Origin of the sequence: Pseudoalteromonas sp. NEC-BIFX-2020_002 (assembly GCF_013002825.1) — a bacterium.
Lineage (GTDB): Bacteria > Pseudomonadota > Gammaproteobacteria > Enterobacterales > Alteromonadaceae > Pseudoalteromonas > Pseudoalteromonas neustonica.
Genome location: NZ_JABEPJ010000018.1, coordinates 48,141 through 61,662 on the forward strand (window position 1 = coordinate 48,141; position 13,522 = coordinate 61,662).

Consider the following 13,522-nt stretch of genomic DNA (forward strand, 5'->3'; position numbering starts at 1 on the left):
AGTGAGGCCATCAAATGTAAAATTGGCCTTTAACTCTGTACATATTGGAAGGTATTTTTATTACTAAAACAACAGGTGTTATGTTATTTCAAAACGTCCTCGGCCACTATTTTTAGCTTTATATAACGCTTGATCTGCACGCTTCATAACCTCTATCAACGAATCATCAGCTTGCTTTATTGAACCACCAATACTAACACTTAACTTACGAGTTGCAGCAACATCAACAGTACTTGCAAGAGTTAGCAAGCGCTGTGTGATTGCTGTGATATCTGCCATACACGTACTTGGGTAATAAATGGCAAATTCTTCGCCACCGATACGAGCAAAAATAGCATCGCCCTTAAACTCACTCGCAAATAGAACAGCCAATTCTTTTAAAACATGATCACCGATATCATGCCCAAACTCATCGTTAATTGATTTAAAATGATCAATATCAACAATAAAAATACTGTAAGGCTTACTCTCATTGTTTTTCACATACTGGTAAAAGTAACGCCTATTAGCTACTTTAGTTAAATCATCCGTAATTAGTTCTTTAGAAAGCTGTTGATGAGCTTGCGCCAAATTCTGCATAGCTAAGAATAAGCCGTAACCTGTCACTAACATGCCAGATGTACGAAACATATCTTCAACATAAATACCAATCCATTTAGGTTGAAAGAGTACTTCATCTAATAAATCAAAAAGCAATCCTGTAGTCCATAACCACAAACCTAAGCTTAAGAAAAAATACGTTTTTATCACCAAGTGAGATAACTGAACCAGCCAAAATATACAAATAACAATTAATAAATTTATTGCATCAGTCGCAACACCATTAAAGTATATATCTTGCTCAAGCACATGATATTCTGATAAATAACCAACTATTACTACGGCAATCATCACAACAAACAACACAGTAAAAAGCTGCTTTAAGGGTTTAATATACATAAAGAGGAGTCGCACGCCATTTAAGATTAATTACAAATATGCACTATTACATTAAATAGCCATGCCAACAATAAAACATTAAAAAATCTCAATGTGCTTTATTTAACATGCAATCATAAGTTAAGTCTCAGATTTATGTCGCATTTATAAGTTTTATTTTTTACTATCTATGAATTAATAAGTATGTAAAAGCGCACCGTATGTCAAACGATCGATTTATTCCCTTCACAAAGCACGATATTGTCGATCTCTGTGCCCAAGAGCTTACCGAACAAGATACTGAGTCCTTCAAGCAATTTAGCCATTTACTCGCAAGCTTGATACATAATCAATACCATCACCAACTTGAGTCACTTAAACATAACTATGCCCCTTTTGACCCAAACAGAGACACTCGCTTACTCGGACTAATTTCTGATGAACAAAAAGCCCTTCATCAGGCTGAATTTGCTAAAGAGTTTGCAAGCATTCTCAATGCAGCAAACTACGAAAAGATCACTTCTGACGATTTACAAGATGCCCTGCGTGAAGAGTCACTCTTTAAAGTACGTTTAGCCGTTGAGTTTGATGATTTTGCTGAAGTCGTGTTTTATCGCAGAGGTGAATCCCAAAAAACTGAGCAACTTCGCTCATGGTGGGGATTAAAAACACACACTCTACAATTTACAAATTATGAACGCGTTGCGGTGTTTATTCGCTTTAAAGGGGCAGATTACTTTACTGCAAAAAACAAAAAAACACTGGGTTATGAGCCTAATTCGACCATCATAAAATTATTTCAAAACGTCCCTAAAGCAGACCTAGAAATGTTGTTTCCAAACAGCGAAGTTAAAATGCGCCCGATTGATAAAGTGGTCATTGCCACATCAGCACTCATTGGCGGCGCGATAGTATTAGTGACGAAACTTGGCGCGTCTATTTTATTGTTAATCGCTTTATTAGCCTTTTGGGGAGGTTGGCGTAATGAAGAAGTACATATGAGCCAACAGCACTTTATTACTTTTGCTATTGGAATGGGCGTGTTTGCTAGCTTTATTTTTAAAGAATGGAGTAAATTTAAAAACCGTAAAATTCGTTTTATGAAAGCACTCACTGATAACTTGTACTTTAAAAATTTAGACAACAATGCAGGCGTATTTCATACATTGATAGACTCTGCCGAAGAAGAAGACGTTAAAGAAGCACTGCTTGCCTACACCTTCTTATTAAAGTCACCGCAAGGTTTAACCGCGCAAGCGCTTGATGAAAAGATTGAAGACTGGTTTAAAAATAGCTACCAATGTGAACTTGATTTTGAAATTACTGATGCACTGAACAAGCTAACAAAAATGAAACTGGTTACTGTTATTGAACAGCATTACTTTAGTGTTGAGTTAAGCCAAGCGAAAGCTCAGCTCGATAGCCATTGGGATGGTTTATTCAACTACAGCTAAACTTATTTAATCGAGTTAAGCACAGCACTTTTTATATTTTTTACCACTTCCACACGAACATGGATCGTTACGTTGTGGTGTTTTCTCAAAAACTTGCGTAACGGGTTTGTTGAGTACGATATCCAAAGGAGCAATGTCTTCAGCTAACGTACTATCAACTTTAATATCAGCAAATAAATCATTGGCTACCAAAATAGCATTTATTTCACGTTCGCGCTCAGGGCTTTGCACCTGTAAAACCAGCGGATTTTCTTCGCTACCAGGTTTTACATTTGGCTTAGGCTTATAAGTACCTTGGTTATTTTTACCCATAATATCGGGTTTACCGCGATAGAAAAATTTTGACACCGGCGTTCCTAACTGTCGTTTTAAAGCAACTCACCGCGAGTCGCCAAAGGCTGCGCAGTCTAACAGAATTTAAGGCTGTTAGCGCGCATCTTTAACATTGACCATAGCGTATAACACGCGATATCTTTACTCTTCGTCAGGTGCTTGTGCAGCCTTTATCCGTTCTTGGTTTTCTTGCATTTGCTCAAATGCAGCTTTGATCTCATCAAGAACCGAATCAACATCAGCAGCAGCATGATCATCGACTAAATTACCGTAAAGAACCGTTTCAGCGGTTAACTCACCCGCTTGATACAATGCCCACATTTCTTCACCAAAACGTGTGTCGAGTATTTCTGGTGCGTACTGCCCATAATACAAGCGCATATTACGTACATCGCGTAAAAACATTTCTTGCGCATTGTTATTTGCCGCCGCATTCACCGCTTGCGGTAAATCTATAACTACGGGGCCATAACTATCAACTAACACATTAAATTCAGACAAATCACCATGCACAATACCTGCACACAGCATTAAACGAATGTAATGCACCATAGTAGCGTGATCTTCAATTGCTTGCTCAGCAGTTAAATTTACATCATTTAAGCGCGGCGCAACATCACCATCATTATCGGTGACTAAATCCATGATCAGTACACCATCATAACAACCATGCGGCTGTGGAACTTTTACACCAACGCGTGAGAGTGTAAATAGCGCATCCACTTCAGCATTTTGCCACACATTTTCTTGTTCTTTACGGCCAAATTTAGAGCCTTTTTCCATCGCACGGCCACGACGGCTGTTACGTACTTTGCGTCCTTCTTGGTATTTTACTGCTTGTTTAAAACTGCGGTGTTGTACATCTTTGTATACTTTCGCACAGCGAATATGTTCACCGCAGCGAACTACATACACTGAGGCTTCTTTACCACTCATTAATTGGCTGATGACTTCATCAACTATACCGTCCTCTATTAACGGTAAAATCTGTTTTGGCGTTTTCATAGCACACTTATACCGTACTTAGTCATACCTTTTAATCTACTCACATCTATATTTTATTTTCAGACCCTTACGTTAAAGCAAAAGTAACTGAAAACCAATGCTAATAATCGCAACTTTATGCTTTATTGCAGATCTATAAGCGTAAAAAACTTGACTAAACCTGCCAAATCCACAAACTACGAGATAAATAGCTTTAAATTACACTTATTAAATATGAAATCAGAAATTCGCTATCGTTTCCAGTCAGGTCAAGTAGCTAACCGTTTTTTAAATGAATTAAAACACTGGCCTATTGCAGATGTAAAAACCACACTTTTAAATGGTGGTTTTGATGTTAAGGTTAGCTATTACTTTGACAGTGCAGAATTTGACTACACATGCGCAGAGCTCGATGATTTAGCAGCCAGGCATGAAGGCAAAGAAGTTACCTAAAAGAGTATATAAAAATTCATTACTTGTGGTTAAAATACGAATAAAGAATAAAGTATTTTAATAATTTCTATACCTTTAGGCTAACTTTCACTAAACTGCACTCTGCTTGTTTAAAAAGAGAGCATTTATATTGCGCAACCTGCTACTAACCTTCATTTTACTACTGTACAGCCCATTTGGTTTAGCAACATCGTTAACATTCGTAGCTGAAGACTTACCTCCTTATCACTTCAAAAATAGTGAAGGTGAAGTGGTTGGTGCTTTAGTGGATATTTCAAAAGCCGTTTTAAAAAAAGCAAAATTAACGGGTAAATTTGAAATAATGCCAATGGCACGCGCTTTTCATGAATTTGAAACACACCCAAATATCATCATGATGTCGTTATTAAAAAATCCAACTCGTGAAAGTCAGTTTCAATGGCTCGGTCAAGTCTATTTTGCAGATGCATATTTAGTAAGCCTAAAGGATTTTAAATACTCGACCCCCTCACTTCAAGCCGCAAGAGCTTACAGGGTCAGTACGATTAGGGGTTACTCAAGCGAGCATTATCTTAGAAGTGCTGGTTTTGATGAGAGTAATAACTTAGTACTCGTAAGTAATTACTCTCAATTGTGGAATATGCTTTATAAAGGCCGAGTTGATTTTGTTTTAACTAACACACTCACATTACAAAATGAATTAAAACTTATTGGTTTAGACCCTAACCAAGTAAAAAAGCATGTTCATTTAACTGATTATCCTTCCACACTCTACTTTGCTGCAAACAAAAATCTAGATGAGCAAACGGCATCAGCAATTAAGCTAGCGATTGAACAAATAAAAGAGAGTGGCCAATATCAAGCAATTTTAAAAAAATGGCAGTTACCTGAACCTGAAAAACAAATAGCAACCGAACAACCATATTTAAACATCGTAAAATAAAATGAATGATCCTAACAATAAAATGCTTTACTGTTTAAAACTACAAGTAAGCCCTATTTTTAACACTGCGCTATGACCAAATTTTTCATCCTAAAATACATTGCTTTTTTTATGGGCTCTATTGCGTGTTACACCTTACATACACAATTTATGGTACCTGTGGTTATTGCATCTTGCCTTACAGGGCTTATTGGTAGCTTTATTCCTTTTCCAAAAAGCTCTGGTAATCACCCATATGCGGCTATTTATGCTGGGAGCTTTGCTGGTATGTGTTCACAGGGTTTAATAAGTAGCTACTGGGAGCTTGCCATTATTTCATTGATTGGCGCAATTTTGTATGTATTAACAACAAAGCTATTTACAGGCTTTGGTGGTAGATTGGGAAGTATTGCATTTGTCAGTGTAGCTCTATTTGTATTAGCTAAGGGGATTGTTTTATGAGCCTTATATCTGCACTACTTGCGTTACTTGGCGCATTCTTAACTTTTTACCTAGCACAACACAATCGTCTTGATGCCATTCGTGCATCAGCAATCTTATCAATTAGCGCTTATCTGCTATTGAGCTTGAGTGACGTTGATGCACAGCTTTACAGTGCAATTTTTTTTGGCGGTACCTTCATCGGCATGAGTGCGCCTAAACGCTTTGGTATTTACACTTTATTTTCAGCCAGTTTGATTTTTTCAGTACTGTTTGAACATTTAATACCGAGATTTAATAACTTTGGGGGGGCATTGGGTGTCAGCGCATTTTTATCGGTATGCATTTGCCAAACGGCTATTGTACTAGGAGCTCCGCGCAGTAAAAAATAGTTAACTTATGCTCTGACAATCAATCTCCCTCTAGCGGCGATACTCAATACTATCCAACTTATTCGTTAAATACTTACACAAGTAAAAGTTTACAAGGTTGAAAAAATAAAAAACCTATTACTTACCAAACTATAAAACTTCTTTAATAAAAGCTTAATCACCTTCCTCTTTACTTATTAAATCAGCCATTTTTTGGTTAATTTCATCATCACATTTATAACTACAGTGGTGGAACATTGAAGTTTAAAACAATAAAATTACCGCTAAACGATAACTTTTGATTGATTAAAAGTAACGAACCTGACATATTAAATTTTTTAAAGGAGCTACCATGTTAAAAATAATTATCAAAATATCACTTACTCTACTGCTATTTAGCCAAGCAGCCTGTACTACCATAAGCCTTAAAGAGTCTCACTTTATTAAGCCAGATAAACGGATACAACTCTCTGATCTGAAAGCTATTAATCGCTCAGCAAAAACACAACTTATAACGATTGCTAGCCAAGATGGTATTCAATTAAGAGGAACGTTAATAACCATAGATAATGCTAAAGCAACTATTCTATATTTTGGTGGCAATCAATTTAGAGTCAATATAGCCGGGGCCGAGCCTGCAACGGCACTTTTGCCTTTACAAACGAATATATTAATGATCGATCACAGAGGCTATGGGCTTAGTGACGGGAAACCCACTATTGATAATTTAAAGCAGGATGCGTTAACCGTTTTTGATTTTGCAAAGCAACACAGTGAACTTGTTAATGCGCCTATTATTGTTCACGGTCACTCATTAGGAAGCATGATAGCAAGTTATGTTGCCAGCCAACGAAGTGTCGCAGCCCTAGTACTTGAAGGCAGTGTAACCAATGTAGAGCAAATGACACAATCTCGTATCCCTTGGTACGCAAAGCCTTTTATTGAGCTGAGCTACTCACCTGAGTTACGCAAGATTGATAACCTTAAAGTCATGGAGCAATACACTGCACCTTTACTTATTATTACAGGCGAAAAAGACACACAAACGCCAAGCTCTCTTGCTAAAGATCTTTACGCGCATTCAGCATCAAAACATAAACAATTATATATCGCACAGGGAAAACATCACGGTGATGCACTAGATGGTGCTGAACTTAAAAAGCATTATGAGGTATTATTAGCCCAATTAACGCCAAATAGTCTATAACAATGAAAAAAATAATTTGGATGAGCAATATCATTTTAACGCTGCTATTGCTCAGTTTACTCACGATGCTCATTACCACTGTAATTGTGCTGATCAGCGATACCCCACTATTAAATTTTAGCCAAGAAAACGGCACTAACATGTGGATTGGGCTTGAGGTAAGCGGATCATGGGCATCAGCCGCTAAACAACTAACACAAAGTAACTTCAATGCTGTAATTTGGTTAGGTTTACTGCAACTACTGCCTTTTATTTTAATTAATATTATTTTGATTCGGTTATTTTACCTTTATCGCCAAGGACTCTTTTTTAACCCAAAAAATATTAGCTGCTTTACTTGGCTTGGTACTGTTTTACTTGCTCAATTTATTATTGTTGCCATTTACCCCGCACTACTTTTTACACTACTTAATTATGTAACCGGCAGTGGACTTGGTAGAATGGTGTCAATTAATGACACAGACATTATTGGTTTGTTAGCTGGATTAATTATTTACGTCATCGCGTGGGTAATGAAACAAGCACACCAATTACAACAAGAACAAGAGTTAGTAATTTAATGGCAATTATTATCGATTTAGACGTAATGCTCGCGAAGAGAAAAATGAAATCTAGCGAGCTTGCAAATGCAATTGGCATTACCCCACAAAATTTATCAGTATTAAAAGCTGGCCGCGCAAAAGCGATTCGTTTTAGTACTTTAGACGCTATTTGCCAACACCTTGATTGCCAACCAGGCGACCTATTACGTTACGACACACAAGATCACAACGAGCTCTAATTTAATGTTTTAGAGAAAAATACAACACCAAATAACTACCAGCCACAAAAAAACCAACCCATTACAACTAAAAAACACACCTAACCTCTACTTTTCAAACTTAAAGCTTATTGTGTAAAGCACACCTCAAAGTTACCATAAAAGGTACGAGCAGAATAAACTTAAGGTACATTTTTGTGCTTATTCTGCGCGTCAAATTAAATTACATTTAGCTTTTTTAGGATCACAATGAACATACTACATAAAACATTGCTCGCAATATCACCGTTGGCATTAGCAATGTTACTTCCTGTTTCAAATACCGCATCAGCCCATGGTTATATTTCTAAACCAGAATCTCGTGGCTACTTATGCCGCCTACGCGAAAACGCCAATTGCGGCAATGTTGTTTATGAACCACAAAGCCTAGAAGGGCTAGATCGTTTCCCTGAATCAGGCCCTGTTGATGGTCATATTGCCAGTGCAGGCCTTCGCGGATTTGGTCAACTTGACAGTCAATCAATCAATCGCTGGACAAAACGCCATATTAAAGCGGGTCCAAATGAGTTTAGCTGGACACTAACAGCCGCTCATTCATCTCGTGACTGGCGTTATTTTATTACTAAAAAATCGTGGAACCCTAATAGCCCATTAACCCGCGACCAATTTGAAGCGGTTCCTTTTTGCGAATACCAAAGCTACAACAAACAGCCACCGCGTCAATTAACACATCTGTGTAACGTACCGTCAGATCGTAGCGGTTACCACATTGTACTGGGCGTATGGGATGTAGCAGATACTCCAATGAGCTTTTATAATGTTGTTGATGTGATGATCGATAACGGTGATACCAGCAATGTGTCGTGGCAAGATGTAGGCGATATTGGCACTGGTCGTGATTTAAAAGTAGGCGATAAAGTAAAAACTCGCGTATTTGGTGACTCTAAAGAATTACCCTCTTTACAAACCGTGTTAGAAATAACAACCACAGAGCAAGGTCTTAGTGAAAATTGGACCCTTGCTTTAGCGCAAAAAATTAACGAGTCACAGTCATGGCTACAAGCAGGTCAACTTAATGAAGATAAAAATATTGAGCCAATCTCTGGTCGCAATGAAATCTTCGCACAAAGTAACTCTGGCATAAGCTCAGTTGAGCTTGCTTTTGAAATGGCGCCACTGCCTAAACCAAACTTTACTGTGAGTGGTTTAGCCCATAACTACGTCATCAAAGATGGCGCTATTAGTTTTGATTTTACTATTAATATCAGCACTAAAGCCGTTATTTCTGCAACATTAAACAAGTCATATAACAGTGTGCAAAGTAAAACGTATCAAGTGGATGCGGGGCAATCACAACTCACGTTAGATTACCCTCATGCCCAAGCTGGTCACTACAATTTAGTAATTAGCTATGTTGCACACAATGGCACTACCGACAAAAAATCGTTCCACTTAAATATTGCAGAACAAAGCACTGGTACGCCGGGAGAACCCGTTCCACCAGTGACGCCACCAAACACCGATGCTGACTTTATTTTCCCTGAAAATTTAAGCAGCTACAAAGCTAATACAATCGTGTTACAACCTAAAAATGGTAAGGTTTATCAGTGTAAGCCATGGCCATACAATGGTTATTGCGTACAGTGGTCTGAAGGTTCAAATCAGTATGAGCCTGGTGTAGGTCTTTACTGGAACATGGCGTGGATTGAATTAAAATAGTAATCGCTATTTTATCTAGATTCTCGAACCACCAGTGATAACGCTGGTGGTTTTTCAATTTTAATCAACTGTATTACCGCCAACCTTGTAACCAATTAGCGGTGTCTTTTAAATCGCGCCAATCGATTTCAACCGCTCGTTTTGACATAACCGCCTCAATAACACAAGCCACTACAGCGCCCTCTTCATCAAATTCCATATCAACAATAATAAAGTGTTTTTCTTTATTAATTGGCTTAACAGCCGTCCACTTACTATTTCGTAATTTTTTTGGATTTATTTTATTCACAGCAACTTCCTAAACAATGCAGCAGTTTTATTTGCTTCAATACGTAAAGCCAGGCCATTTCGTTTTATTTAACCAGCATTTTTTAACAACCGATTATAATGCACAAACGGACTTATTATTAATTTAAGAAACTGAAACAGAAGAACGAACTTAGGTGTTATATAACAAAAAGGAAGGTTAAACAGTAGAAGGCTGTTAATAGTGTTTGAGTAGGCTGAAATTTATTATTAAAGCCTACTCAATTATTACTTGAAACTAATATTAAAACTCGTAACTAATACTCACACCGCCATCTGCGCGACTTTCGTTACTGTTAGTGCCTTCGCCATAACCTAACTCCAAACGAACACGCCAACCGCCTTCATTTAAACCACTAAAAAGGTAACTATAACTCACGCCTACACCATTGGTGGTCTCTCTATCAAATATCCCAGATGCCGCGCAGCCAAAAATATTACCAAATGCATCGCCAATACTGTCATCTTCAGATTCTAAAGGGCATTGATGACCATCATCCTGCACACCTAATGCACCAACAACAATACCTACGGCATGTTTTTTATCGCTCGTTAAGGCATGTTCAAAACCAGCCGAAAAGCCATCATCTAAACCAATTTTATAATTAGCATACCAACGCTGTGCTCCCTCATTTGTCGCTAAAGAAATCTCAGGCACTGCGACGTAAGGGTAACCACCGCCAATCGAAAAACTAACATCGTTTGCATGGCTTGCGCCTGATAAAAAAAGCAATGTTGTTGCAAAAATTAATTTCATTTAAATAAACCATTTATAATTGTATGTTTTTTGATAATAACCTAATTAAATTCACTAAAACAAGTAAGATTGTTTCAATTTTTTTCATGGGTATATTACTTAAAACTGCTTTAAAACTGCTTTAAAATTGCAGGATCGTAGTTATTAGCGTCTAAGCTCACATTAAATTTAGCCGCCACACTATCTAGCTCTGCTTGTTTAATAGCAAGCTCATCCATAGTGATGGTGTTATCGTCAAGCTGCCATAACAAACGCGAGCCCGCATAACTATAATGAATAGCTAATAGCGCATCAGGATTACCTTCTCGCCCTGCGGCTTTTAATTTTGCCAATTTACGGGTTATTTTATTAAGCGCTTGTTTTAATTCCCACACATAAACAACTTCAGTCATATAATCGTGAGTACGGTATTTATTAAGTGCCCAGCCAATTATTAAGCTCGTAATAACCACGCCAATTAAATTCCAATGAAAATGGCTGCCGCTTTCATCAGGAAACAAAGCAATAAGAGTTTGTGAAATAGCCAAACTGCCAACGGCCAAAGCAAGGCCACAGCCAATAATAACGCGATTTAAATGCTTACGATAACGAGCTTTATCAATTTGAATAAGTTGCATAACAGCCTAATAAGATTAAAAACAAAAAGGATTCAGCCGCCATTGTAGCCAATCACTACACGCAATGACGAAACTTTTTAAAAATATTTCACCCCTTTTTGATTTAACAACCGTTTTACCTGTGAAACGCCCAGATGCTTGGGTATAACAAACACAGGAAATGCTTATGCACACACTTACAATCCCACAACAGCCCGTAGCGTTAAAAACATCAGCCGCGATTATTGGCGGTGGCTTAATGACCTTTGCCGCATTTGCATTTATGCAGTATTTAATAAGCGGCGAACAGCGCGCCCCAAGAAACAACGGCGACACAATCACTGTAGAAATGTTTCAAGCTCCAGAAGATACAAAAGTACAACAAAAGCAAACATTACCGCCACCACCTAAAATGCAAACGCCGCCAAAAACACCGCAGCGTAATCCGCCAAGCATAGACACTAATATTATTACTGGCACATTTACGCCAGACTTAAACATTGGCAAAGTAGGCGGCGATATTAAAGCCACCTTACAACGCCCAACTGGCGATGCCACTCCCATTGTACGTATAAATCCCAAATACCCACCCGTAGCCGCGCGTGAAGGGATTGAAGGTTGGGTACAATTAAGCTTTAATGTATCTGCAACGGGTGAAGTAATTGACGCACAAGTAACGAATGCCGAACCTAAACGTATTTTTGACCGCGAAGCACTACGCGCAATAAAGCGCTGGAAATACCGCCCAAAAGTGATTGATGGCGTAGCACAAGTGCAAACAAACCAAAGTGTACAGCTTGATTTTAAATTAGATCAAACTCAATAAAAAAGCACACTCAATAATAAACAAAGTAAGGTGCCTATGATCGCGAGCTTAAAATCATGGTTTATTAGTCAGCCAAATAAAGATCATTTGGCTGACTACGCAAAAAGTGGCGACAATCGCCACTTAACTAAGCTCGTCGCCCTGTTTGGCAATGATCTTTATCACTATTTAGTGACCCAAAGTAACGAGCAACTCGCTTTTGATATTAGCCAACAAACATGGCTCAAAGTGATGGAAAAACGTAAGTATTATCAACCGCAAGACAACCCAAAAGCGTGGCTTTTTCGCCTAGCACGTAATGCATTAATTGACGAGTTTCGTAAGCAGCAGCGCTTTGTTGAACTCGAAGACAACACAGTCATCGTCGCTCCAAATAGCGAACAGACCTTTGACTATGCCGCCTTTAATAGTGCACTCATGCAATTGAGCTTTGTACAACGCGAAGCGCTTAGCTTACAGCAAGAAGGCTTCTCGCTTGAAGACATACAACAGATCACCCAAAGCAACCATGAAACCGTTAAAACACGGCTACGTTATGCAAAACAAAACTTAAAAATAATAATAGGAGCTGACGATGAACAAGCATAACGAGCAATTTGACCAACAGCTTAAACAGCATTTTAGCGAGCGTAAAAAAGCACACACGTTAACGCCAGAGCAGCATGCACTATTAACTAAAGCACCAATTAAAAAGCCAGCCCGCTTTTTATTACCCCTGCAAATGACCGGCCTCGCCTGCGCATTAGTAGTATTGGGTTTTACCGTATTTAACACCCCTGTTCATGACGAATCGCGCAACACCTTTGCCATGCAACACAGCGGCTATCATTTTATTGAAGTTCACCAAGTAGATAATACGGGCAGTTATTCAAGTGAAATAACTAGCCAAAAACAACAGCTCGACGACAAACTCGCCAGCGACCTGCGCCTACACCAACAGCGCTATATTGAATACGGGCAATTAGTTAAAGTAGACAACGACTGGTACATCGCCAGCTGCCACAGCGAAGTACTCATTCAAATAAAAGACTCGTTATTGAATAGCTTAAAAACCAAACACGCTGTTGAAAGTGATATAAATATCGGCGACATGCTCGCCATGGCCCACAATGGCCAAGGGCATATAATCGCACTCAAGCATGCAGGGAACGGGGTGAAGATGTGTAGGGGGTAGCAGATATTAATATAAAATAAAAAGGTTTTTAGGAGTTATATAAAATAAGGCAGTCATAGTTCTTATCCAGTCAGAGCGGACATTTGGTTAAGCGACATTCAGTTGTTCATATTTCTCAGGGCTTAAATACCCAAACGAAATATGCCTTATCTTCTTGTTGTAATCAACTTTAATATATCCAAATATGTTTTGGAGCATAGTTTCTCTATATATGATCGGTTAATATTGAGCAACCTCAGCTTTTATTGAGTAGGTTAAGCTTTCAAAACAAACGGTATACCTACAGCTACCCTTGCGGCCCCACTTTTTTTGTTCATGTTTT

General features: G+C 38.3%; 18 protein-coding genes. 12 read left to right on the forward strand and 6 right to left on the reverse strand.

The features are described from left to right. Positions 1 to 78: 78 nt before the first annotated feature. Positions 79 to 939 (reverse strand): GGDEF domain-containing protein, encoded by an 861-nt coding sequence (locus HJP15_RS22015; protein WP_054205386.1) that lies wholly within the window; start codon positions 937 to 939, stop codon positions 79 to 81. 200 nt (positions 940 to 1,139) lie between these two features. Here HJP15_RS22015 and HJP15_RS17410 point away from each other — a divergent pair, with 200 nt between their 5' ends. After that, positions 1,140 to 2,372, forward strand: a complete 1,233-nt coding sequence (locus HJP15_RS17410; protein ID WP_170174238.1) for a TMEM143 family protein — start codon at positions 1,140 to 1,142, stop codon at positions 2,370 to 2,372. A 15-nt stretch (positions 2,373 to 2,387) separates the two neighbouring features. On the opposite strand, the gene HJP15_RS17415 is transcribed toward HJP15_RS17410, so the two are convergent. Together HJP15_RS17415 and HJP15_RS17420 are read right to left on the reverse strand one after the other, a co-directional pair. Next, positions 2,388 to 2,720, reverse strand: a complete 333-nt coding sequence (locus HJP15_RS17415) for a PBPRA1643 family SWIM/SEC-C metal-binding motif protein (protein ID WP_054205384.1) — start codon at positions 2,718 to 2,720, stop codon at positions 2,388 to 2,390. Between the two features lie 126 nt (positions 2,721 to 2,846). After that, entirely contained in the window at positions 2,847 to 3,710 is an 864-nt protein-coding gene (locus HJP15_RS17420; RefSeq protein ID WP_054205383.1) for a PA4780 family RIO1-like protein kinase, read from the reverse strand. Between the two features lie 213 nt (positions 3,711 to 3,923). Here HJP15_RS17420 and HJP15_RS17425 point away from each other — a divergent pair, with 213 nt between their 5' ends. From HJP15_RS17425 to gbpA, 8 genes are all read left to right on the forward strand, one after another. Further along, complete coding sequence (locus HJP15_RS17425; RefSeq protein WP_054205435.1) at positions 3,924 to 4,142, forward strand: hypothetical protein; 219 nt, start codon at positions 3,924 to 3,926, stop codon at positions 4,140 to 4,142. A 139-nt stretch (positions 4,143 to 4,281) separates the two neighbouring features. Then, the gene (locus tag HJP15_RS17430) at positions 4,282 to 5,064 is read left to right on the forward strand and encodes a substrate-binding periplasmic protein (protein WP_410054811.1); all 783 of its coding nucleotides are present in this window, start codon (positions 4,282 to 4,284) and stop codon (positions 5,062 to 5,064) included. 72 nt (positions 5,065 to 5,136) lie between these two features. Further along, positions 5,137 to 5,505 carry a hypothetical protein gene (locus HJP15_RS17435; RefSeq protein ID WP_170174240.1) on the forward strand — a complete coding sequence of 123 codons (369 nt, stop codon included), beginning with the start codon at positions 5,137 to 5,139 and terminating at the stop codon, positions 5,503 to 5,505. Further along, positions 5,502 to 5,876: a hypothetical protein gene (locus tag HJP15_RS17440; protein ID WP_054205381.1), complete on the forward strand. Its 375-nt coding sequence runs from the start codon at positions 5,502 to 5,504 to the stop codon at positions 5,874 to 5,876. Before HJP15_RS17435 ends, HJP15_RS17440 begins: the two co-directional genes overlap by 4 nt. A 331-nt stretch (positions 5,877 to 6,207) precedes the next feature. Next, the gene (locus tag HJP15_RS17445) at positions 6,208 to 7,062 is read left to right on the forward strand and encodes an alpha/beta hydrolase (protein WP_170174241.1); all 855 of its coding nucleotides are present in this window, start codon (positions 6,208 to 6,210) and stop codon (positions 7,060 to 7,062) included. Positions 7,063 to 7,064: 2 nt separating this feature from the next. Further along, complete coding sequence (locus tag HJP15_RS17450) at positions 7,065 to 7,622, forward strand: DUF2975 domain-containing protein (protein WP_054205377.1); 558 nt, start codon at positions 7,065 to 7,067, stop codon at positions 7,620 to 7,622. Then, positions 7,622 to 7,843, forward strand: a complete 222-nt coding sequence (locus HJP15_RS17455; RefSeq protein WP_054205376.1) for a helix-turn-helix domain-containing protein — start codon at positions 7,622 to 7,624, stop codon at positions 7,841 to 7,843. Before HJP15_RS17450 ends, HJP15_RS17455 begins: the two co-directional genes overlap by 1 nt. Before the next feature lie 228 nt (positions 7,844 to 8,071). Beyond that, entirely contained in the window at positions 8,072 to 9,541 is a 1,470-nt protein-coding gene (gene gbpA / locus HJP15_RS17460; protein WP_170174242.1) for an N-acetylglucosamine-binding protein GbpA, read from the forward strand. Between the two features lie 73 nt (positions 9,542 to 9,614). Here the strand turns inward: gbpA and HJP15_RS17465 are convergent, their stop codons facing one another. From HJP15_RS17465 to HJP15_RS17475, 3 genes are all read right to left on the reverse strand, one after another. Further along, the gene (locus HJP15_RS17465) at positions 9,615 to 9,830 is read right to left on the reverse strand and encodes a TIGR02450 family Trp-rich protein (protein WP_054205374.1); all 216 of its coding nucleotides are present in this window, start codon (positions 9,828 to 9,830) and stop codon (positions 9,615 to 9,617) included. 261 nt (positions 9,831 to 10,091) lie between these two features. Then, on the reverse strand, positions 10,092 to 10,604 hold the full coding sequence (locus HJP15_RS17470) for a hypothetical protein (RefSeq protein ID WP_170174243.1): 513 nt from the start codon (positions 10,602 to 10,604) through the stop codon (positions 10,092 to 10,094). A 110-nt stretch (positions 10,605 to 10,714) separates the two neighbouring features. Continuing rightward, positions 10,715 to 11,221, reverse strand: a complete 507-nt coding sequence (locus HJP15_RS17475; RefSeq protein ID WP_054453175.1) for a DUF3087 domain-containing protein — start codon at positions 11,219 to 11,221, stop codon at positions 10,715 to 10,717. Between the two features lie 166 nt (positions 11,222 to 11,387). On the opposite strand from HJP15_RS17475, the gene HJP15_RS17480 reads away from it, so the two are divergent. The 3 genes from HJP15_RS17480 to HJP15_RS17490 are packed head-to-tail and all read left to right on the forward strand — an operon-like array spanning position 11,388 to position 13,200. Beyond that, positions 11,388 to 12,026: an energy transducer TonB gene (locus tag HJP15_RS17480; RefSeq protein ID WP_170174244.1), complete on the forward strand. Its 639-nt coding sequence runs from the start codon at positions 11,388 to 11,390 to the stop codon at positions 12,024 to 12,026. 36 nt (positions 12,027 to 12,062) lie between these two features. After that, a complete protein-coding gene (locus HJP15_RS17485; RefSeq protein WP_170174245.1) occupies positions 12,063 to 12,614 on the forward strand; it encodes an RNA polymerase sigma factor in 552 nt (183 codons plus the stop codon). Beyond that, a complete protein-coding gene (locus HJP15_RS17490; protein WP_170174246.1) occupies positions 12,601 to 13,200 on the forward strand; it encodes a hypothetical protein in 600 nt (199 codons plus the stop codon). Before HJP15_RS17485 ends, HJP15_RS17490 begins: the two co-directional genes overlap by 14 nt. Positions 13,201 to 13,522: the final 322 nt, after the last annotated feature.

Bases quoted from the DNA above. Each gene is read 5' to 3' on its own strand.
- HJP15_RS17480 (WP_170174244.1), top strand. From the start codon at position 11,388: ATGCACACACTTACAATCCCACAACAGCCCGTAGCGTTAAAAACATCA.
- HJP15_RS17470 (WP_170174243.1), bottom strand. From the start codon at position 10,604: ATGAAATTAATTTTTGCAACAACATTGCTTTTTTTATCAGGCGCAAGC.
- HJP15_RS17425 (WP_054205435.1), top strand. From the start codon at position 3,924: ATGAAATCAGAAATTCGCTATCGTTTCCAGTCAGGTCAAGTAGCTAAC.
- HJP15_RS17475 (WP_054453175.1), bottom strand. From the start codon at position 11,221: ATGCAACTTATTCAAATTGATAAAGCTCGTTATCGTAAGCATTTAAAT.
- HJP15_RS17490 (WP_170174246.1), top strand. From the start codon at position 12,601: ATGAACAAGCATAACGAGCAATTTGACCAACAGCTTAAACAGCATTTT.
- HJP15_RS17440 (WP_054205381.1), top strand. From the start codon at position 5,502: ATGAGCCTTATATCTGCACTACTTGCGTTACTTGGCGCATTCTTAACT.
- HJP15_RS17450 (WP_054205377.1), top strand. From the start codon at position 7,065: ATGAAAAAAATAATTTGGATGAGCAATATCATTTTAACGCTGCTATTG.
- HJP15_RS17420 (WP_054205383.1), bottom strand. From the start codon at position 3,710: ATGAAAACGCCAAAACAGATTTTACCGTTAATAGAGGACGGTATAGTT.
- HJP15_RS22015 (WP_054205386.1), bottom strand. From the start codon at position 939: ATGTATATTAAACCCTTAAAGCAGCTTTTTACTGTGTTGTTTGTTGTG.
- HJP15_RS17455 (WP_054205376.1), top strand. From the start codon at position 7,622: ATGGCAATTATTATCGATTTAGACGTAATGCTCGCGAAGAGAAAAATG.
- HJP15_RS17435 (WP_170174240.1), top strand. From the start codon at position 5,137: ATGACCAAATTTTTCATCCTAAAATACATTGCTTTTTTTATGGGCTCT.
- gbpA (WP_170174242.1), top strand. From the start codon at position 8,072: ATGAACATACTACATAAAACATTGCTCGCAATATCACCGTTGGCATTA.
- HJP15_RS17445 (WP_170174241.1), top strand. From the start codon at position 6,208: ATGTTAAAAATAATTATCAAAATATCACTTACTCTACTGCTATTTAGC.
- HJP15_RS17410 (WP_170174238.1), top strand. From the start codon at position 1,140: ATGTCAAACGATCGATTTATTCCCTTCACAAAGCACGATATTGTCGAT.
- HJP15_RS17485 (WP_170174245.1), top strand. From the start codon at position 12,063: ATGATCGCGAGCTTAAAATCATGGTTTATTAGTCAGCCAAATAAAGAT.